We start from the raw sequence: 22765 nt of genomic DNA, 5'->3' as shown, positions 1-22765 counted from the left end.
ACACGGATACGGCGGCACCGCTGAACCGGCCGAGCACACCATCATCGAGGAGCACAACGTGACCACGGCGCCACTGCCCGACGATTCTGCTGCGGGCACCGCCGAGGACTCGCACTTCCCGGCGGGGGCGAAGCCGACCTTCGCCCCCGGCGCCCAGGTCCGCATCCGGGACGAGCAGTGGCTGGTCAAGTCGGTCACCGAGAGCCGTGACGGGCTGATGGTCGAGGTCAGCGGTGTCTCCTCGTTCGTCCGGGGTACGGACGCCGTGTTCTACCAGGGCCTCGACCAGATCGACGTGCTCGACCCGCGTAAGACCGACCTCGTCGAGGACGAGACCTCGAAGCACGCCAAGGCCCGCCTCTATCTGGAGGCGGTGATCCGCAAGACCGCGCTCCCGCAGACCGAGCACGGGCTCGCCCTGGCCGACTCGTTCCTGATGGACCGCCAGGAGCACCAGCTGCGCCCGGCCGAGCGGGCGCTGTCCATGCGCAATCCGCAGCCGCGGCTGCTGATCGCCGACGTGGTCGGCCTCGGCAAGACCCTGGAGATCGGCATCACCCTGGCGGAGCTGATCCGGAGGGGCCGGGGCGAGCGCATTCTCGTCGTCACGCCGGCCCATGTCCTGGAACAGTTCCAGCGCGAGATGTGGACCCGGTTCTCCCTGCCGCTGGTGCGACTGGACTCCACCGGCATCCAGCGCATCCAGCAGGAGATCCCCGCCGGGCGCAATCCCTTCGCCCATTTCAAGCGGGTGATCGTCTCCGTCGACACGCTCAAGTCGGCTACCTACGCGCACCACTTGGAGAAGACCGCATGGGACGCGGTGGTCATCGACGAGTCGCACAACCTCGTCAACAAGGGCACCCGGAACAACCGCCTCGCAGAGCGGCTCGCCAAGAACACCGACGCGCTGATCCTGGCCTCGGCGACCCCGCACAACGGCGAGGCCGAGTCCTTCGCCGAGCTGATCCGGATGCTCGACCCGGCGGCGATCGCCGACGTCAAGAACTACAAGGTCGCGGACCTCGACCACCTCTACATCCGCCGCACCAAGACCGACCGCGAGGTGCGTGACGGCCTGAAGGACAAACCGTGGGCGGAACGCGGCCCGTCCCTTCCCGTCCCGGCCCCGGCCACGCCGAAGGAGGTGGCCGTGCTGGAGAAGCTGGCCGCCGAATGGACCCCCGGTGATCCCGCCCGCTCCTCGGTCTGCGCCGAGCCGATGGTGGCATACGGCTTCCTCAAGGCGTTCCTCTCCTCTCACGTCGCCCTGCGCAAGTCGCTCGCCAACCGCCGCGCCTACCTGGAGCACCCGCGGCGCGCCGAGGCGGCTCCCAAGGCCCGCGAGGCGTTCACGGCGGAACACCGGGCCCTCGCCGAACTCGAAGCGCTCGTCGCAGAGTTCGAGGACAAGGACTCCGCCAAGCTGGATGCGCTGGTGGACGCGCTGAAGGAGCTCGGCGTCGGCCCGCGCTCCGAACGCCGGGTCGTGGTCTTCTCGGAGCGGATCGCCACGCTCGAGTGGCTCGCGCAGGTCGTCCCGGAGCGGCTGGGCTTCAAGGCGAAGCCGGCCCTGGCGGAGAAGGCGCGCCCCTGGAAGGCGTACGGCGGGGCGGTCGAGGTCATGCACGGCGACGCCACCAACGACGACCAGCAGCGGGAGATCGTCGACCGCTTCGGCCGCCGCGACGAGCCCGTACGGCTGCTGTTCACCGGCGACATCGCCTCCGAAGGCGTCAACCTGCACCACCAGTGCCACGACCTCGTCCACTACGACCTGCCGTGGTCGCTGATCCGGATCGAGCAGCGCAACGGCCGAATCGACCGCTACGGCCAGGCCGAGAACCCGGAGTTCCGCGCGATCACCCTGACCGCCGACGTTCCGTGGCGGCGCGACGAGACGACCGGGGAGCAGCTCACCCTCGACGACCGGCTGGTCGGTGTCCGGCTGCTGCGCCGCGAGGCGCAGGCCCACGAGATCGAGACGGGCGAGGGCTGCGCCGAGGCCGTCACCGGCCTGTACGACGCCAAGAAGGAGGACGACCGCCTGACCCGCGACCTCATCAAGGGCGGCACGGCGGAGCGCTCCCTCCAGCAGTCCCGGCAGGAGGCGGGCGGCGTCCTGGCCGGCCTCCTCGCGAACGTCAACGCGCTGATCGCCGATCCGTCGGCCGCGTCGGCCGCTGCGGTGATCCCTCCGGTGGCCAAGGCGGACGTGCCGCACCTGTTCGCCGATACCGAGGCGTATTTTCACGCCGCGATGGACCTGGTCTACCCGCAGGCCGAGCGCAAGGCTATGGGCTGGAAGCCCGTCACGGACCGGGGCCGCGTCGAGTTCACGCCGCCGGACGACCTCCAGTACCGGCTGCGCGCACTGCCCGCCTCGTACCTCGACCAGGAGAAGATCCTCACGACTTCCAAGTACGACGGCACGCTGAGCATCACCTTCAACCGGAAGTACGCGGCGGAGCGGCTCGAAGCGGCCCGCGACGCCAAGCGGGGAAAGACCGAGCAGACCGCGTCGCAGTGGCCGAACGTCTCCTACGTGTCCGACATCCATCCGGTCCTCGACTGGGTGACGGACAAGGTCCTCGCCAAGCTCAAGTACGACGAGGCGTTCGTCCTCGCCCACCGGCCGGACGTCGCCAAGGCCACCCGTATCCACCCCGATCTGCCGGCAGCCCTGGGCGGCCCCGTCTATCTGCTGCAGGGCGTCCACTCCAACGCTGCCGGCACTCCGACCGTGGTCGAGTGGATGGCCGTCACCGGCCTCGACGGCGCCGACCCCCGGGTCTGGCGGATGGATTCGGCGTTCCTCGCCGCCTGCGGCGTCGGCCCGAGCATGCCGGGACGCGACCGGATCCTCGACAAGAGCGGCCTGAAGGCCCTCGTGCCGGCCGCCGTCGATGCTGCGGAGGCCCACCTGCGGGCCCGGCGCGCCGAGTACGACCGGCTGATCGACGGCTACCTCGCCCCGTACGAGGATCGCGTCCAGACTTGGGAGCAGATCGCGCTGGAAGTCGCAGGAAACCAGCACCGCCGCCGCGAGAAGGTCGAGGATACTGCGACGGACCGTCGCGAGCTCGTCCGACGCATGCGCACCTCCGGCGACCCGATGATCCGGGTCCTCGCCGTCCTCGAACCCCTCTACTCCGCCGTAATCACCGCCGCGCCGACCGCCGCCCGTGCCGAGGAGTCCGTCCGATGAGCTACACCTTCGACTCCTTCGCCAACCGCGGCGAATACCTCTCCGCCCACTACTTCAGCGAGGAACTGGAGAACACCCTCAAGAAGAAGTCGGCGGACGACGAAGGCCTGTTCACACTGTGGACCTACCGCGAGACCGACAAGCACGACACGCAATCCACTCCGCGTGAGCTGCTGCTCAGGCTGCACGCCGAGTACGCCGGCCGGGTCCGGCCGGTCCTCGCCGCTGACGACGACCCGGCGGGCGAGCAGGCCGAGCGCCTCACCTCCTGGCACACCGACCTGCTCACCGCCCTCGGGTACGGCACGTCGGACACGGTGCTGCCGCTGCACAACGCCGGCCGTGCGTACGAACTCCCCGTCGCCTGGCACGGCGACGGCATCGTGGCCCTCCGCTGCGGGTGGACCGACAACCTCGACGACGCCCTCGACGCCGACGGCGCGGGCCGCCTGCTGGCTCCCCTCAAGACCCACGAGGGCCTGATCAGTTCGGGTGAGAAGCTCGCTGGTTGGCTCTTCCAGAGCGAACTGCACGAGCCGGGCGGCGAGGCACCGCGCTTCGTCCTGCTGCTCTGCGGCGGTGTGATCGTCCTCGCCGACCGCACCACCTGGTCCGAGGGCCGCTACCTCGCGGCGAGCGTGGACGCAGCGCTGCTGCGCAACGACACCAAGAAGACCGGCGAACTCGCCCTCCTTGCTGCACTCTTCTCCCACGACATGCTGGCCCCTCGACCCGACGGCAAGGGCCGCCGCATGGACGACCTGCTCAAGGCGTCCCGCGACAACGCCGTCGGCGTCAACTCCGAACTGCGCAAAGGTCTCCAGCGCTCGGTCGAGATCATCGCCAACGAGGTGCTGGCCCGACTGAAGCAGCACGGTGTCACCCCGCGGCAGATTGAGGACCCGGAACGGTACGGACCGTTCGCCAAGCAGCTGACCCGCGAATCGCTGCGCTACCTGTATCGCATCCTCTTCCTCCTCTACGCCGAGGCCCGGCCCGAGCTCGGCATCCTGCCGGCCGACGACTCCACCTACGAGTCCGGCTACTCGGTCGCCCGGCTGCGCGAACTCGTCTCCCGTGAACGGAAGTTGGTCGACGAGGAGAGCCGGGAGGGATTCCACCTCCACGCCTCGCTCGACGTTCTGTTCAACAAGGTCAACTACGGCCACCGCCCGCACGGCACAGAGCCCGACGACCACAAGGCAGCCGGCGAACGCAGCGAACAGAGCGGTCTGCGCTTCGAACCGCTGCGCAGCGAACTCTTCGACCCGAAGGCCATTGCTCTCATCGGCCGCGGCACCCGCGATCCGCGCACCGAGACCGACAGCGGAGCGGACGAAGATCCGAAGTGGCTCGACCTCCGGCTGCGCAACGAGGCTCTGCACGAGGTGCTGCGCCTGCTCACCATGAAGGAGGCGAGCACAAAGGGGCGACAGGGCGGCTTCATCTCCTATCGCAACCTCGGCATCAACCAACTCGGCGCCGTCTACGAGGGATTGATGTCCTACACCGGCGTCATCGACGAGCGGCGGGAGCTGGCCGAGGTCGCCAAGCCCGGCGCGAAGAGCGGGGCCCAGCAGCACGGTGACCCCGAGAAGGGCTCCTGGCTCATCCCCGCCGACCGGCTGAGCGACTACCCGGCGAACACGCATGTCGTGTACTCCGCGCAGGACGCCGAGCAGCACGGTCTCCGCGGCCCGAAGAAGTACGAACCCGGCACCTTCGTCTACCGTCTCGCCGGACGTGACCGCGAGACCTCGGCGTCCTACTACACCCCTGAGTCACTGACCAAGGTCACCGTCGAACTGGCCCTGAAGCACCGGCTCGACCAGGAGAAGGATGAGGAAGGCAAGGCCGTCCGTACTCGGGCGAGCGAGCTTCTGCGGTACACCATCTGCGAGCCGGCCCTTGGCTCCGGCGCGTTCCTCAACGAGGCGATCAACCAGGTCGCCGAGGAGTATTTGAAGCGCCGCCAGGAGGAGCTGGGCCTCAGTCTCGACACCTCGCAGGCGCTGGAGGTCAAGCAGAAGGTCAAGGCTTACGTCGCCCTCCACAACGCGTACGGCGTCGATCTCAACGCCACCGGCGTCGAACTCGCCGAGGTGTCGCTGTGGCTCAACACCATGCACCCCGGCATGCGCGCGCCCTGGTTCGGCCTCCACCTGCGGCGCGGCAACTCGCTGATCGGGGCCCGGCGTTGGGTGTACGCAGCCGATCGCCTCAAGAAGGAGCTGAGGGTCGCTGCGCAGACGCCGACCAAGTTGCCGTTCCGGTCGGCCGAGGATGGCGCGGAGCAGTCGTTGCCGGCCGGCGCGGTGCACCAGTTTCTGCTGCCCTCGCCCGGGTGGGGTGCGGTCGCGGACGCCGGCGGGGACGCGAAGAAGCTGGTCGAGCAGCTCGCTGGCGGACAGTTCGATGCCTTGAAGGCGTGGCGGAAGACGGTGGTGACGAAGCCGAAGACCGTCGGCGGCAAGGGCAGCCAGCTGGCGCGGCTCCAGGCGGTCGCGGAGCGGGTGGAGTACCTGTGGCAGCTCGTCGCCAAGCGGCTGGAGCTGAGCGAGCAGGAGATCGCCCGGACGATAGACATCTGGGGTGCCGAACGGCCGGAGGGGGCGGAGGAGTACGCCTTCCTCCGCCGCGACAAGGAGAACGCGGGCGGCACGTTGCCGCTGACCAAGGAGCAGGTCTTCAAGGACCTGTTCGAGGCCGAAGGCTCGCCCTACTGGCGGCTCAAGCAGGTCATGGACGCCTGGTGCGCGCTCTGGTTCTGGCCGCTGGACAAGGTGGGCCTGCTGGACGGCTCGGACCCGGAGTACGCCTCCGCGCCGGTCGTCTCGCTGGACGCGCTGCTGTCGTCCGGGGTGGCGCCGGTCGTGGGGACCGCCGAGCCGGCCGCCGAAGCCGAGCCAGCGTTCGTGGAGCACGGGCTGCTGTTCGCCATGCCTGGAGAGCAGTTGGCCTTCGGAGAGGGGGAGGACGATCTCGTCGAGCGGCGGGAGATCAAGAAGGCTGGCGCGTCGTCCGGCCGCAAGAGCGCGGGCGGGCCGGTGCGTCGCCGTGACGTCATCGCGCTGACCGGCCTTGACGACTGGCTCGCGTTCCTGGAGTCCATGGTCGGCACGGGTGAGGTGCCGGAGGGGACGTTCGCTACGTCCGTCGACTCCCTGGCCAAGCTGAAGGACCTGGAGAAGCTGGTCGAGGCCGAGATGGGCATGGACGACGCCCGTAAGGCCGTCGAGACGCGGTATCCGTGGATGCGGACGGTCCGGGACATCGCGGCGGAACAGGGATTCCTGCACTGGGAGTTGGAGTACGCCGGGATCTTCACGGGACAGGCCGGAGGGTTCGACCTTCAGGTCGGTAACCCGCCGTGGGTGCGGCCCCAGTGGAAGGAGGACCCGGTCCTCGGCGAGTTCGAGCCGTGGTTCGTACTCACCGAGAAGCCGAAGGCCGAGGAGAAGGCCCGTCGGCGGGACGCGGAACTAGGGCGAGGTCAGGTGCAGGAGTACCTGCTAGGTGCGCTAACGCACACGGCGGCGATGGCGTCATACCTGGCGGCCGCATCCGTTTACCCGTTCATCTCGGGTAGCCAACCCAACCTGTACCGCGCGTTCATGTGCGAGGTGTGGGACCACGCGGCCGCCGAGGGCACGGCGGGAATGGTGCACCCGGACACGCACTTCGCGGGAGACAAGGAGGCAGTACTACGGTCGGTGGCGTACCGGCGGCTGCGTGTGCATGGCGACTTTGTGAACGCCAATAACCGGTTCTTCCCGGAACCGGTTAGGGATGTGACTCACTTTGGCGTGCATATCTATGGTCCTGATCAGGAAGTCGATTTCTACTCGTTGGCTTGGCTCTACGCTGTAGACGTCCTGCGACTTTCGGGCGCTGCTGATGATCCCGGGGAGGACCCGGGCGTCAGATTCAATGGCACTTGGGATGAGCGACCTCACCCCAAAAGGATGGTGCGAGTAAACCGCAGAACTCTCGAACGCTGGCAGCGATTTTCTGGCGAAGATGGGCCGCTGGAGGAGGCGCCCCTCCTCACGCCGGTGAGCACAGCGGAGGACCCTGCGATCGACGCACTTGGCCTGTATCCGCTAAGGCTCGGGGAACTGAATCCAGATATCACTCGTGGGTACGACGAAAGTGGCGCCAAGAAGGCGCAGTTCGGTCCCGGCAAGAACCAGCGGCTCATCGACTACAACACCGGCATCGACGGCCGGGAGGACTACCACGCGGCGTCATGGGATGACGTCATCCTCAAGGGTGTGCAGATTGACGTCGCCAACCCGATGTACAAGCAGCCCAGTCAAGGTAAGGGTGAGAGGCGCGGGCTCGACCCAATGACTATTGCCGACGGCGAGGTACCCGAGTCGGAGTACAGGAGAGTAGCAACGCCCCGAGTGTTCCTGACTGCCCAAGACAATTGGACCGACCGGAGAGTGTACGAGGCGCTACTCGCATCGGACGAGGGGTGGGACAAGGCTCGGACTCAGATTGCTGGAATGCGGAAAATTCCGGAGGGGCAGGTCGAGGAGCGAGAGATTAAAGCGCTCCTGCGAGATGAGGCGGGGATGCCGTGCAGCGCGTGGTACCGGGTGGCATGGCGCGAGAGGGTCACATTCGATACAGAACGTGCACTCTACGCAACTCTGATCCCTCCAGGCGCGAGCCACATTCATGCGGTGCGTTCCGGGCACATCGCATCACCCCACCTCACGGTGCTTACCGCCGGGTTCATGGCTGCTCTTCCCGTGGACTATCTCTTGCGGACCGCCGGGGTCGGGCATCTGGATGTGACCCAGGCGAGGCGCCTTCCGGCGCCACAGTCAGGCCACCCGCTGGCACCTGCTCTGCTCCTCCGCACCCTCCGCCTCAATGCCCTGACTACTGCCTACGCCGACCTCTGGTCCGAGCTCTACGACCCCAGCTGGCCCGGCTACGAGCGCTGGGCGATCACCTGGCCTGGCATGTCCACCGAGCTGCACACCGTAACTCCCACCTGGCAGCGCGACACCCCCCTCCGTACCGAGTACGCTCGCCGGGCCGCCCTCGTTGAGATCGACGCGCTCGTAGCGGTCTGGCTCGGCATCGACGCGGACACGCTCATCGTTATGTACCGAGCCCGCTTCCCAGTGCTGCAGGGCTATGACGACGTGACATGGTTCGATGCCTATGAACGCAAAATTGCGGCCAGACGGGACACATACGGCTTCGACCAGACCAAAGACCACTGGACCGCCTTCGAGGCGTACCGCGAAGCCGTCGGTGAGCCGAGCGAGGACGGCGTTCTCCCGGACCCGTCCACCGGCTCACCCCCACCCCCCGCCGCCGAGCTCCCCGACGGCTATGCCGCGCCCTTCTACAAGGCCGACCGCGAAGCGGAGATGCGCCGCGCCCACGCCCACTTCGCCGAGCGCCTGAATGACGCCGTGGCCAAGGGCCTGTGGAACCCGACGACGATGGAGGTCCCGAAGCCGTGAGGCCGACGCTGGAAGCGCAGGGGCTGAAGGAGAGCCTGCTCCAGTACCTCTCCACCACCTACGGCCTGGCCGACGAGGGTGCCCGCAAGGCCCTGCACACCTTCCTCGGGGACGAGGCCACGGGCATGTTCCGCGGGCCGTACCTACGGCTGCGCACGCCGTTCACCCGTGCAGAGGACGGCTGGCAGCAGTACCTGGACTGGCATCGTGCTGACGGCTGGTCGCCATACGCCCACCAGGCCCGCGCTTTCGCCCGGCTCACCACGAAGGACGGCCACACCCCGCAGCCGACCCTGGTCACCACAGGCACCGGCTCCGGTAAGACGGAGTCGTTCCTCTACCCGGTGCTCGATCACTGCGCCCGCGAGCGCGCGGCTGGGCACGTCGGCATCAAGGCCGTCTTCCTGTACCCGATGAACGCCCTCGCCACCGACCAGGCGGGACGGATCAACGACCTGCTGGGCACCGAGAAGGATGTGCTCCAGGGAGTCCGGGCCGGTCTGTACATCGGCGATAAGGCGGCGACGCACTACGACTACGTCTATACCCGCCGGCAGGACATGCAGCTGTCCCCGCCGGACATCCTGATCACCAACTACAAGATGCTGGACCTGCTGCTGCAGCGCTCCGCGGACGCCTCGCTCTGGGACGGCAGCGACATCCGCTACGTGGTGGTGGATGAGTTCCACACCTACGACGGCGCGCAGGGCACCGACGTGGCGATGCTGCTGCGCCGCCTGGCCTCCGCAGTCGGGGCGACGCAGCCCGGCAAGCCGCTGGGGACGATCACCCCGGTCGCCACCTCCGCCACCCTCGCGTCCGGAACCGACGCGGACGGGGTGCGTCAGCTGCTCGACGTCGCCGCGCACGTCTTCGGCACCGAGTTCACCGAGGATGCCGTCGTCGGCGAGGACCGGCTCACCGTCGACGAGTTCATGCTGGACGAGACCGTCCCGGACGCCAGGTTCCTGCCCGGCCGGGTGCCCCCGCCCGAGGCGCTCACCACCCTGCCCGACCCCGCCTCCGGCGACGTGGCGCTGGCGGCGCTCGCCGAGGCCGTCACCGGAACCCGGTTCGACGCGACCGGCCCGCTCGACGCCCGGGAACTGGGCGCGGCGCTCAAGCGCAACCGGCTCACCTACGCCGTCCTGTCCGCGTTCGACGGCTCGGTGCGCAGCTACGACGAGGTCCTGGACGTCATGCGGCGCAGCGGAGCCGCCAGTTGGGACGAGGCGGTCACCACCCGGCCCGAGGTGGCTGCCCTCGCCCTGGCCCGGTTCGTCGCCCTGCTGTCCGTCGCCCGGGATCCGGACGGGCCCACCGGGAGCGGCCGTCCACTGGTGCAGGTGGAGGTGCACCAGTGGGCGCGGTCGGTGACGCGGATGCTGCGCGGCGTCCAGCCGTGGCCGCAGGCCTCGTTCGCCTGGGACGCGGCCGGGGCGCAGGCCCCGTCGCGGGCGACGCCGGATACCACCGGCCCGCGTGAGACCCGGCTGTTCCTTCCGGCGGTGTACTGCCGCGAGTGCGGCCGCTCCGGCTGGTCGGCGCTGGCGCCCGAGTCGGACGCGGAGGAGCTGAGCTTCGAGTCCCACAAGGTCCGGCGCGCCTCGGTGACCGCGGACAAGGCGAAGATCCGCACCCTGATCGCGGCCACCGACAAGGAGGCCCTGGAGGGCAGCGGCCGTGCCGCGATGGACCCGGCGGTCCAGCGGTCGCTGACCACCGGCGGTGCGGGCGTGCTGATGGTGCTGGACGGCCCCGACCGCCGTCTCCGGCTGCCGGATCCGGCCGACGACTACACCGCCGAGGGCGATCCCCGGCCCCGGGGCGCGGACGCGGCGTTCGTCCTCGTCCAGCTGGGCGAGCGCGCCGAGCGCGCGGCGCAGGACGACTGGTGCCCGGCCTGCGGCACCCACAACGCGATCCGCTTCCTTGGCACCGGTGCCGCCGCGCTCGCGGCGGCGTCCGTCACCCAGCTGTTCACCGGCGGGGAGATGGACGAGGAGCAGCGCGAGACCAAGACGCTGATGTTCAACGACTCGGTGCAGGACGCCGCGCACCGGGCGGGCTTCGTCGCCTCCCGTTCCTATACCTTCTCGCTGCGCGTCCTGTTCGCCAAGCACCTGAGCGAGCACCGGCCCACCGCGCTCAACGACCTGGTGGCCGACGTGGTCGAGGCCACGACCGACCGCAGGACCCTGGCCGCCGTCGTCCCGCCCGACCTGCACGACGACACGGGTGTGGCCCGTCTGCTGTCGGGCGCCGGGCGCGGCGGGGACAAGCGGACCTGGGACCTGATCGGGGAGCGGTTCGCCTTCGAGGCCGTGATGGAGTTCGGCCACCGCTCCCGCAACGGTCGCACCCTCGAACTCACCCGTACCGCAGCGGCATTCGCCGCCGTCTCGGACGAGCGGGCCGCGATCGCGCTGGTCCGCACCGCCCACGAGGAGACGGCGGACCGGGGCCTCGTCCTGACCTCCCACGAGGACGACCGCTACCTCGCCTTCCTGCGGGGCTTCCTCGACCGGATGCGCACCCGTGGCGCGATCGGCCACCGCTGGCTGGGGAAGTACCTGGACGAGGCCGGGACCAGCCGGTTCTTCATCTGGGGCGGCCGCCCGCCCGGCATGAAGGCGTTCCCCAAGGGCGTCTCCGCCCCGACCTTCCTGCTCGCCAAGCCGAAGCCCAACAGCGAGTTCGACGTCGCGGCCGGGCGCCTGTCCTGGTACGAGACGTGGGCGCAGCGCTGCCTGGGCCTGACCCGCGAGCAGGCGGACGAGTTCTGGCTGCGCCTTCTGCCCCGGCTCGCCGAGGCCGGACTGCTCGCCGTCCGTACGCCGGGCGACTCGGCGGCCCGGATCTACGGCCTCCAACCCGGCTCGGTGCAGCTCCAGTTGCTCTCCGACGAGCAGGTCAACATCGCTTACGTGCGCTGCCCCAGGTGCTTCTGGGAGCAGACCGTGCACCCGTCGCTGCTGTCCGGGTACCACGACCAGCCCTGCCCCGCGTACCGCTGCGCCTCCGGGCGGCTCGTGGCGGGCGACCGCTGGCAGGAGACCGTCGACCGGCACGACCGGGACCGGGACTACCGCGACGACTACTACCGCAGCCTCTACCGGTGGGCCGACGTCTTCCAGGTGATCACGGCGGAGCACACCGGCCTGCTCTCCCGGGCCAAGCGCGAGCGCGTCGAGGAGGCGTTCCGCAAGGGCGAGGGCTTCAACGACCCCAACGTGCTCTCCTGCACTCCGACCCTGGAGATGGGTATCGACATCGGCGACCTGTCGGCCGTCGTGCTCGGGGCCCTGCCGCGCCGCCCCGCCAACTACACCCAGCAGGCGGGCCGGGCCGGCCGCCGCACCGGCAACGCGTTCATGCTGACCATCCCGGACCGCTCGCGCCGCGACCTGTACTTCCTGGACCGGCCGCGCGACATGATCGACGGGCAGATCGTGCCGCCCGGCTCGTACCTGTCGGCTGTCGAGATCCTGCGTCGCCAGTACACCGCCCACCTGCTCGACCTCGCGGCGCGCGGCCGGCTGCTGCGCGAGGACGGCAGGCCGCTGGCCGCGCTGCCGCGCCGGGTGGACGAGCTGTTCGGCCCGTCCGGTTACCTTGCGGACTTCGCCGCCGCCGCCCTCGCGCACGGGGAGGAGCTGGTCCGCGGCTTCCTCGACCTCTTCCCGGCCGGCGTGAGCGAGAACGCCCGGGCCGAGCTGACGAAGTACGCGGTGCGCCGCCTGCGCAGCGCGGTCGAGCGGGCCGAGCGCGACTGGGAGCGTGAGAGCCAGAAGCTGCGCGACCGCATTCGTACGATCCGCTCGGCCATCGACGAGCTGAAGGACGGTGACGAGGAACAGGCCCGGACGAAGGCCGAGTTGGAGGCCGAGGCGCGGGCACTGTCGAAGAAGGGCGGGGCCAGGCTGCGCCAGCCCGCCCAGAGCGTCCTGTGCGACCTCGGGCTTCTCCCGAACTACGCGCTGATCGACTCGACGACCACCCTGTCCGCCACGCTCTACTGGCCGGAGGGGAAGACCGGTACGGGGCAGGAGCAGTACAAGTCGAAGCCGTACACCTACGAACGGCCGCGCTCCTTCGCCATCGCCGAACTCGCCCCCGGCAACACCTTCTACGCGGAGGGCTACAAACACCGCATCACCGGCATCGACATCGTCACGGGACAGGACCACGACTGGCGGTACTGGCGGTTCTGCCCCTCCTGCGGCCACGTGCGCACGCACAACGCCCAGCAGGACATCTCACCCTGCCCGCGCTGCCAGGAGGCCGGCATCGCCGACTCCGGGAGCCTGTGGCAGATCGTCCAGCCGACCACGGTCACCGCCCGCGCCAAGCGCGAGGACGCCCGCATCGGGGACGAGAGTGACGACCGCGACCGGCGGTTCTACAGCGTCGTCGACATGGTCGACATCGCCCCCCGCGACTTCGTGCCCAAGACCTCCTGGCGGCACACCCGTGAGGTGTTCGGCGTCGACTACACCCGGCGCGCCGTGATCCGGAGGGTCAACGTCGGGCCGCTCAGGATCGGCGCCCAGGAGGGTGACCGGCTCGCTGGGCGGCCGGTACGGATCGCCCCCTTCCAGGTGTGCACCGCGTGCGGCGCGGCAAGCGCGGACGGGCAACCGGTGTTCGACGACGACCGCGACGCCGTCGACATCTCGGCTAACCGCCAGCGCGCCCTCAAGCACCACACGCCCTGGTGCCCGCACCGGCGCGGCACGAAGGCGGTGCCGCAGGAACAGGTGCTGCTCGCCCACGAGTTGGAGACCGAGGCGCTGCGGGTCCTGCTCCCGGCGGCGACCGTTCTGGTCGACGAGAAGGTGTACTCCTTCCAGGCCGCGCTGCGGCTCGGCGTCGACCGCGCCTTCGGCGGGGACCCGCAGCACCTGGACTCCTGCCTCGCCACCATGCCCGACCGCGACACCGACGAGACGAGGCACTTCCTCGTCGTCTACGACCGGCTCCCGTACGGCACGGGCTACCTCGACCGGCTCACCGCCCCGGCCGCCTTCCGCCAGGTCCTCGAAGACGCGCGGACCCTCCTCGTCGACTGCCCGTGCGTCCAGGAGAACCGGCCCGCCTGCCATCGCTGCCTGTACCGCTACACCGACGAACGGCACATCGAGGTCGTGTCCCGACAGGCGGCGCTCGACATCCTTGACGACCTCCTCGGCCGGGGCAGCGACGCCTGGACCACCAAGGAGGTCGGCAACACGGACCAGATCGGGCTGGACGGACAGGTCGAATCCGACCTGGAGGCACGCTTCCTCACCGTCCTGCGGGCCTGGGCCGAGAAGCGGGGCAGCGACGCCTCGCTCGACGAGAGCGGTGACAACAGTGGGTACCTCCGGCTCAAGGACTCGACCACGGTCCACGGCTGGCGCCTCACCGCGCAGCGCAGCGAGGGCTTCACCCGCACCGACTTCACCTTCGAACGCACCGAGGGCCCGAAGCGGAAGGTGACGGTCTACCTCGACGGCCGTCGCTTCCACGCCTCCCGCCGCCACAACCGGCTCGCGGGCGACGCGGACAAGCGCAACCGGTTGCGGGGACAGGGGCACGCCGTCTTCCAGCTCACCTGGGACGACCTGGCCGCCTTCGAACAGCACACGGGCGTGCACGCGGGGGACCGCGACGCGGTCGAGTCGGTGTGGCCGCCGTACGAGCACAGCGCCCGAGCGGTTGCCAAGCAGCTTCACGCCGAGCACGGCCAAGACGACCTGGGCTCCACCGCCTTCCTCGACCCGATGAGCCAGCTCCTCGCCTACCTGCGCAGCCCCGATGACGCCGCCTGGGGCAGGCGGGCCGCATCCGTCGTGGGCGGACTGCTCGGTGCCAACCCCATGGCGCTCGTCGGCAACGGCTCCGCGGAGCAGGCACACCAGGCGCTCGCGACGCTCCTCGAAGCCTGGGGGCGGACCGGCGGCATCGACCCGGCCTCTGTGACGGGGGGCGGGACGGTCAACCTGTTCCAGGCCGCCGACCGGTCCGGACTGCCCGTCGCCTTCATGGTTGACGGTGCCACCGGCCGCTGGACGGGGCTGGTGTGCCTTGACGACACGAAGAGCGACCAGCTCGGCTCCCCCGAGCACAAGGCACGGTGGCGGGCCTGGCTCCAGTGGTCCAACCTGCTGCAGTTCCTCACCCACACCGGTGGCGACGGCGTCCAGCTCACCACCTCCGGCGCGGGCCTGTTCGACCTCGGCACGCTCAAGGCGTTCGGCGGAATCGGCGAACTCGAGTCCCTGGTCGTCCAGTACGGCGGGAGCGCGAGCGCACCGCAGGCCGCGACGGCCGAACCGATGGACGAGACCCCGCTGGAGGCCGCACTGCGGGACCTGCTGTGGGACCGGGAGATCCTCGGCTACCTGGACGAGGATGAACCCGACGCCCCCCTCGCCCGCCTCGCCCACGTCCTGGCCGACCGCGGCAGGCGGGCACCCATCTACGGCTACGAGCTCGGTGACCGAGGCTGGCTCGCCGACCTCGTCTGGGCCGACGAAGGGCTGTGGATCGCCGTCATGGCCGAGCCGTACGACAGCGACGACGAGGAACACCACAAAACCTGGCAGGCATACCGCGACGCGGGCTTCACCGTACGCTCGGCCGAGGAATGGCTCGGCCGACTCGACGACCTGCTCGCCGCCCTCCCCGATGCCACGGACTGCCCCGACTCCGCCTCCGACTCCCACGAACCGAGTGCCGCACGATGACCGCACGCCTGAGCCTCTATCAGAAGGCCGAGAACGAGCTCTACAAGATGGACTCGTCGGTCAAGACCAAGTTCTACGACTTCTGCCACCTGTTCCGGAACGACCCGGGGCACCCCAAGCTCGACCTCAAGCCCCTCAAGGGCGACCGCCGTATCTACCGCGCCAAGATCGACCCGTCGTACCGCGCCCTCCTTGCTCCCGTCGGCGTGGGCCCGGACGGCGTCGAGCAGTGGCTCGTCGTCGCCGTGCGGCACCGCAAACACGTCTACGAAGAGCTCAGCGTCGCCATCAACCGGATCACCGGCGAGATCGAGTTCGTCGACCTTGGCGTCGTTGGCCAGAGCGTGCTCAAGCGGGCTGGCATCCAGCTCACCCCCGACCCGGAGGAGCGGGGCGCGCCGGAGGCCGACGCCGCAGCCGAACCCATCGGCGCTGCGGCCCCTGCTGTCGACCCCCCCGTCGTCGAGCCCTCCGCAGAGCCGCTGCTCGCCGCCTGCACCGCCGACGATCTCCGCCGTCTCGGGGTCGCGGAGGCCCTGGTCGAGGTGGCCCTCCTGGTCACCACCGACGACGAGCTCGACCAGCTCGTCGCCGGTGCGCCGCGTCTCACCGCCGAAGTGCTCACTGGCCTGGGCGCCGGCATGAGCGTCGACGAGGTGGAGAGCGAGATCACCCGCCCCGCCGCCACCGTCCTCGAAGCCGGCTTCGAGGACGACATGGGCGCCGCCCTCATCCGTACTGCGGTCACCACCGTCGACGACGACCTGCGCAACGTGCTCGCCGAGGGCGACTTCCGGGCCTGGAAGGTCTACCTCCACCCCACCCAGCGCAAGATCGTCGAGCGGAACTACAGCGGCCCGGCTCGGGTCAGCGGAGGCCCTGGCACCGGCAAGACCATCGTCGCGCTGCACCGCACCGCCCGTCTCGCCGCCCAGCTCCAGCCCGGCCGGGACAAGCCGATCCTGCTGACCACGTACACCAAGAACCTCACCGCCGACCTGCGTTCCCGGCTCAGCTCCCTGGTCACCCCCGACCTGCTCGCCCGCGTGGACATCAAGCACATCGACATCCTGGCCCAGGGCATCCTCAACGAGAACAGCGCCGCCGGAGCCCAGCGCTCGCTGATCGGCGACGCCCAGGCGAAGGAGGTCCTCGGTGAAGTCCTGTTCGAGTACGACGCGCAGCGACGCTGGGACGCGGAATTCCTCTTCGACGAGTGGGAGCAGGTGATCCTGGGCCAGTCGCTCGCCACCCGGCAGGACTACTTCAAGGCCCGGCGCCCGGGCATGGGCCGCGCCCTGACCCGCCCCGAACGCGGCGGCGTCTGGCAGGTGCTGGAGCAGTTCACGCTGCGCCTGAACAGCATGAAGCGCGAAACCTGGGCGCAGTCCGCGGAGCGTGCCGCGCGCTACGAGATGGAGCGCGCACGCAAGATCCAGGACCGCGCTGAGCGGAAGGCCGAGATCGGGGGCGGAGACCTGATCCACCGCGACGACAACAGCTCCGCGGTCCGCTACCTCCGCCACCGCTACCAGCACATCGTCGTCGACGAGGCCCAGGACCTCAGCGCCGCCCACTGGAAGATGCTGCGCGCGATGGCCGCCCCCGGCCCGAACGACCTGTTCATCGCCGGCGACACCCACCAGCGGATCTACGACCGCCAGGTCACCCTCTCCACCGTCGGGATCAACATCCGGGGCAAGGCATCCAAACTGACCCTGAGCTACCGGACCACGCAGGAGATCCTCGACCAGGCCGCCAAGGTCGTCGGCGACTCCACTTACGACGACCTCGACGACGGCACCGAGAACCTCAGCGGCTACCACTCGCTGCTCCGCGGCCCGGCACCGGAGTTCGTCGCCTGCGCGGACTGGGACGACGAGATCACCCAGCTCGCCGCCAGGCTGAAGTTGTGGCGTGAGGAGATCACCCGACCCGGCGAGGACGGCAGCGTCCGCGACCCGGGCGGCGCCATGGCCGTCTGCGTCGCGGACGGCGACATGGCCGGCCGGGTCGCCGCCGATCTCCTGATGAAGCACGGCATCACCACCGCGACCCTCACCAAGGACGGCCCCCAGGGCGGCGGTGAGGTACACATCGGCACCATGCACCGGTTCAAGGGCCTGGAGTACCAGAAGCTCGCCATCATCGGCGCGAGTGACGGGATCCTGCCGCGCACGGCACTGATCGAGAAGTTCGCGCACACCGACCCCAAGCGCTACGAGCGGGAACTGAAGCAGAGTCGCAACCTGCTCTTCGTGGCTGCCACCCGTGCCCGCGACGCACTGTTGATCTCCTGGCACGGTGCCGCCAGCCCGTTCCTGCCGATCCACTGAGCGCTCAGCACGGGCCGGGACAACCTGCAGGAGGAGCATGCCTGCGGCCACGCGGCTCTCACATTCGGCGTGGATATTGGTTGTGGACGACATCGGAGCAGGGAAGCCGGTGGAGCGACACAGCGCCGTGCCGAGCAAGTATGACCCGCCGGGCGCTGGCGCTTTGCGTGCCCGGGAGATCGCGACGCGGTCGACCATGTTGCGGCGGAATGGGTCGCCGGGGTCGGAGTCCATGGTGATGAACTGCGACGGGATCCGCTGAAGGGCGAAGATTTCCTTGAGAGCCTTCTTGGCGTCCTGGATACCCCGCGCCTTCTCCTCGTCGGTTGGCCACGAGGTCTCGCACATTGCCGCGAGCACCGCGTCTGGGTCGTTCCTGCGGAACTATGGCAGGCTGTTGATGATCTTCGCGCGGTCGCGCCGGCCGTGCAGCACAAGCTCAGGGATGCGCAGCGTCACCAGGATGAGTCCCGGTGCGAGGTGGCTGGTCTGCTCATCCTCGCTCTCTACGAGCTTGGGAAGGTCGTAGTCCCGGCCGATCTGCCGCAGGACCCGGCTCTTCCACTCAAGGGAGGAGTACAGGACGGCGATCGTCATGCCGCTGTTCTTGACGGCCTGGAGAGCCTGCGGGAACTTGTCGGGGAGGACGCAGGGAGCCGGGAACTCTTTCGGGCTCGCGGCGGAGATCCGTACCGGGGTGCCGTCGTAGGTGATCGGTTCGATGCCGAGAACGTTGGCGGCATGTTGCGTGAGTAGCGCTTTGAGGCGGGCACCTGGCCCGGTCCCGATGAGGTGCTCCTGCGTGCGGTGGACGCCCTGGACCGGGCCGAGCTCGCCGAGCGCGGTGGGTGCCTCGGGGAGCCGGGATACGCCGCACTTCTCCACGACCTTGGCTGCGGCGCCCTTGTACTCCACACTCTTGACGACCCTTCTGCCGTCCTCGACCGTCCACTGGATCTTGACGGGGGCTTTGAGGATCACCTCGGTGTTGACGTTGTGGTTGAGGTAGACGTTGCGGATGCCCTTCCAGTTCGTCGCCACGCGGGAGATTCGCGGTGAGAGGTGCGCGACGAGAGCAAGGCCGCCGGGGCCGGGTTCCACGTCGACCTGGATGCGGTCCATGGCGTGGCCGGCCCGCTTGACGAGCTGCCCGCTCTTCTTGTCGATCCACTCCTCTTCGGCGACGAGCGGATCGTGCCAGGAGATTAGGCCGCCCTCGGTGTCGAGCAGGAACGGGATCTCCTGTCCGTTGCCGAGCGGCAGCGGTGCGGCGGCCAGCATCTCGGCGATGCGCCAGCCAGCCACCCGGAATGCCCAGTGTGGGCCGATGATCCGGCCGTGTTCGTCGCGCTGGAGGACCTCCGACAGAGGCACCGGTCCGCCGGGGGAGAGATCAAGGAGTGGTGCCAGGGTGTTGCGTCCCTCGTGCCCCTCGAGCTGGGACTCCCACATCCGCAGGCTGGTGGCGTTCGCGAGGTCCCAGCGGGACGGGTGTCGTTGCGAGTGGGGGGTTCCCTGGCGTATCGGCAGGTGGGATCGATCTGCGTTCGCCTGGAGGGTCGAGCCTTTGCCAGCTCGGCGGCTGGGACGACAGTCCAGCTGTGGCCGATGGGAGCTGATCAGGCCATCCAGCAGATCTGCGTCGACACCACGCCCCAACCGCCAGCAATGGCAGTAGTTCCTTGCCGGGCTCCCACACCGCTCCAGCTGCGCTGACGAGGACTGGACGGGACATCAGGCCCCCGGAGCCAGAAACCCCTGCAATGCGTCCCGGCGGAGCTGCCGCGTCAGGGTGAGTTGCTCGCGGAGCTGGTGTTCGTGGATGTCCAGACGGGTCATCAGGCTGGCGATGGTTTGCTGAGTGGCAAGGTCAGGCAGGACGACGGGGAGGTCGGCGAGGATGGGGAGCGAGATGGTCTTCATGGTCATGCTGCCGGTGGAATGGTTGTCAAGCCAGTCGCGTGCCTGGGCACTGCGCAGGTAGGCGGCAAGGTAGTCAGGGTTGAGCGCGGGGTGGGGGCGGAGCAGGAAGCAGCCCGTGCCGCAGACCCAGCCGTGCTGTTCCTCGCGGACTACTGCGCACCGGCCGAGCTCACCTCGGCGGGCCACGACGAGGTCGCCGCGGCGGAGGCGGAAGCGCTCCAGTCTCTCGGCCTGGGCCTCGGTGATGTACCTGATGTCCGTCGTGTTGAAGCCACTGTCAGTCAGGTCCTTGGGCATCACGACTGGGACCCCGCCGCCCTGCACATAGTCGTCGGCTCGGATGAGGCTTCCGGAGGGGCCGGCGAGGAGCCGGTTCGCCTTGGTGTTCCCGGGGGCACCGTTGACCGCGTCCCGGAGTGTCAGCAGCGGAGGTTCCTCTTCATTGCCGGTCAACCGCTCGCACCTGTCGGCGAGTTCGCTGAGCTCGCTGACCGACTCAGCGGTCGCCAGCGCGTGCCCGTGCAGCTCGTCGAGTGTGTTGTCCAGGTCAAGCGCCGCGGCTGGTCGCTCCCGCGTGGGGGCGACGTACAGGCGGGGGTCAAGGTTTCCGGCGTTCGCCGTGATCTCGTCGTATCCGACCGAGCGAGAGAACCCCGGCTCGTCCGCCACCGCGCCCGGGGACTGCAGCCATGCGCGGAACCGGCTGGTGATGCGCTCGATGTCGGCGGGGGTCAGTGCGCGCGGCTTCCGGGGCGTTGGGGAACCGAGCTGGCTGGCATCGACGAAGAGGACGGAGTCCGCCTCGCCCACCGGAAGTCGGCCGGACTTGTTTCGGGCGAGCAACCAGATGTGCACGGCGACGGTGGTGGCGGGGAACAGGTTCGCCGGCAGCGCGATGATGCCGAGGACGGCGCCTTGGGCGACCAGGTTCTGACGGTGTGTCTCATCGGCGCCGCCGGACCAGGCGGCGCTCGGCGGCATGATCACCGCGGCGGTCCCGTGCTCGCTCAGCCGGCTCCAGGCGAGCTGCAGCCAGGCGTAGTTGGCGCTGGAGTCGGGGGGCAGGCCGACGTGGTCGAGGTTCATGGCGCGCTGGTTGAATGGCGGATTGCTCATCACCACGTCGGCCAGACCGTATCCCCTGCTCTGCAGAAGCATTGCCGGATCGGAGGCGCGCACCACGGGCTGGTCCACCCCGTGCAGGGCGAGGTTCACTGTCGCCAGCCGCGGGGCGCCAAGATCTGTGGTGTATGCCTCGAAGGAGGTACCGCCGAGGCCACCGTGTCCGGAGATCCGCTGCGCCGCCTCCGTCAGGAAGCCGCCGGTCCCGCAGGCCGGGTCGAAGATCCGGTCCCCGGCCTGCGGCTCCGCCAGGTCGACGACCAGTCGGACCACCTCCCGCGGTGTGTAGAACTCGCCTGCCGAGACGTCGGTCTCCTGAGACTGGCGCTCGATGAGCAGCTCGGCGACCTCGGCCAAGTTGGCTTCGGAGCCTGGACGGTGGCCCAGGGCTTCGAGGAAGGGCACCGCCCACGGCACGTCGTCCGGCCCTTCACCGTCGAGCAGGTCGACGGTGAGGCCGAGTCCCCTGCTCCGGCGGACGCTGTCCAGCGCAGCACGCAGGTCGCGCAGCGGCGAGCCGCGGAACCGGGCGTCCGCGACGGCGCGGTCCCACCGCATCACGAGCTCGTCCTGCGGCTCCGCCGTCTCGATGAGCCGCGCGAGTAGCAGGACCGCCAGCATCAGTGTGAGATCGCGGAAGCCGTTCCGGCCCCGCTGGTAGGGCGCGTAGGCTCGCCAGAGCCGGTCAGCGAGCTCCGCATCACGGCTTTCCGGTGCGCTGGTCTCCACGGGGGTCCTCCTCGTTTTCCGAATCGGTTACTTGAACTGGCTGACGGCGTAAGCCGCCGCGGCGACGAGCATCAGCAGACACAGCCGGAGCGTAGTACCGGTGTTCTCCATCGCCTTTTCCAGCAGTTTGATGAATGACTTCATGGTGTCGCAGCCTCTACCTCTCAGCTGCGCAGTGATACTGCGCACTATCCCTGGTGTTAGGTCTCCGCGGCCGAGTGCACGCTGCGGTTGGTCGTGTCGAACGATAGCAACGGTCGACCGTGTTCAGTGGGACCCCGAAAAGGCCTGGCGGCGCACGCCATCTGATGCGCAGTAATGCTGCGCAGCTATCTTGGGGGCAGTGTGGCTGCTCGCGAGGCGGGCAGAAGGGGTCGCGATAAGTCCAGCGGGAGTGGCAATGGGGTTTGAATGTGGCACAAGTCACACATTGTGCGGTCGTTGCCCCAGGTGTCGATCTAGCCTCAACCGATCCCTGGCGAGGGTTTCGGTGCCCTCCCGCTTCCCGGGGCGCCCCGCACGCCGACCACGCAGTCCCGACGGCCTGGCCCAGCGCGTTCCAGCAGGCGGCGTCGTCGTGATCGCCCTTGGCAGTGGGGCCTGCCGGGCGCAGCCATGCCGCCTGCCGTTCCCGGGCCCACTTCTCTATTCCTCGTCGTCCGTCTCCGGTTGCCAGGCTTGGAGCAGTGCCTGTACGGGGAGCGCGGAGTCCGGCACGGTGAGTCGGGTGACCGGCATGGCGCCGGTGGCCCCTGAGATGAGGTGTTCGCCGATGAGGTGCGGGACGAGTAGTGCCACCGTGCCGGCTGGCCAGTCGGCCGCGATCTGGTAGGTGGAGATGACGGCTGCCTCCCACGCGGTCAGCGGATCGTGCGCCCGTTCCTCGTAGGTGTCTTTCTCGACTGGGGGGACCTTGACGGCGACGAGTTGCCGCGGGGCTTCGCCGTGCAGGACGGCCTGCTTGCGGGCTTCGGAGATCCAGCCTGCGACGAGCCGCTCGAACGCGGCCTCGGCCTCCGGACGGCCCTTACGGCGGCGGCCGAACGCGTCGTCCACCACGGAGGACACTGTGATGTCGTTGTCTTCCAAGCGGTACCACGACCAGGATGCCCGGTGCCAGGCGCGTCGCATCACCCTGGTCGCATCGGTGCCAAGGCCCGTGAGCTCCGGGCCCGGTGTGAACTCCGGGTCCGGGAGCAGTCTGACCACCACGGCCTCCACCAGCGG

At 69.3% G+C, this 22765-nt stretch carries 7 protein-coding genes; 4 read left to right on the top strand and 3 right to left on the bottom strand.

What is annotated here, in order from left to right:
* Window positions 1-58 precede the first annotated feature (58 nt).
* From A6F73_RS02725 to A6F73_RS02710, 4 genes are read left to right on the top strand one after another with little or no spacing between them, the layout of a single operon-like run.
* Window positions 59-3208: an SNF2-related protein gene (locus tag A6F73_RS02725; protein ID WP_063346267.1), complete on the top strand. Its 3150-nt coding sequence runs from the start codon at window positions 59-61 to the stop codon at window positions 3206-3208.
* Entirely contained in the window at window positions 3205-8697 is a 5493-nt protein-coding gene (locus A6F73_RS02720; RefSeq protein WP_063346266.1) for a hypothetical protein, read from the top strand. The genes A6F73_RS02725 and A6F73_RS02720 overlap by 4 nt, the downstream gene beginning before the upstream one ends.
* A complete protein-coding gene (locus tag A6F73_RS02715; RefSeq protein WP_063346265.1) occupies window positions 8694-15428 on the top strand; it encodes a DEAD/DEAH box helicase in 6735 nt (2244 codons plus the stop codon). Before A6F73_RS02720 ends, A6F73_RS02715 begins: the two co-directional genes overlap by 4 nt.
* The gene (locus A6F73_RS02710; RefSeq protein ID WP_063346264.1) at window positions 15425-17764 is read left to right on the top strand and encodes a UvrD-helicase domain-containing protein; all 2340 of its coding nucleotides are present in this window, start codon (window positions 15425-15427) and stop codon (window positions 17762-17764) included. Before A6F73_RS02715 ends, A6F73_RS02710 begins: the two co-directional genes overlap by 4 nt.
* A gap of 384 nt (window positions 17765-18148) precedes the next feature.
* Here the strand turns inward: A6F73_RS02710 and A6F73_RS02700 are convergent, their stop codons facing one another.
* From A6F73_RS02700 to A6F73_RS41245, 3 genes are all read right to left on the bottom strand, one after another.
* Window positions 18149-19216, bottom strand: coding sequence for a DUF3962 domain-containing protein (locus tag A6F73_RS02700; protein ID WP_063346262.1), 1068 nt, complete (start codon window positions 19214-19216; stop codon window positions 18149-18151).
* A gap of 282 nt (window positions 19217-19498) precedes the next feature.
* Window positions 19499-21538 (bottom strand): type I restriction-modification system subunit M/S, encoded by a 2040-nt coding sequence (locus A6F73_RS02695; RefSeq protein ID WP_063346261.1) that lies wholly within the window; start codon window positions 21536-21538, stop codon window positions 19499-19501.
* A 645-nt stretch (window positions 21539-22183) separates the two neighbouring features.
* Window positions 22184-22597: a hypothetical protein gene (locus tag A6F73_RS41245; RefSeq protein WP_159398330.1), complete on the bottom strand. Its 414-nt coding sequence runs from the start codon at window positions 22595-22597 to the stop codon at window positions 22184-22186.
* Window positions 22598-22765 lie beyond the last annotated feature (168 nt).

Origin of the sequence: Streptomyces sp. MJM8645 (assembly GCF_001625365.1) — a bacterium.
Taxonomy (GTDB): domain Bacteria; phylum Actinomycetota; class Actinomycetes; order Streptomycetales; family Streptomycetaceae; genus Kitasatospora.
The sequence above is the reverse complement of the archived record's forward strand: the minus strand, read 5'-3'. Positions and strand labels throughout refer to the sequence as shown.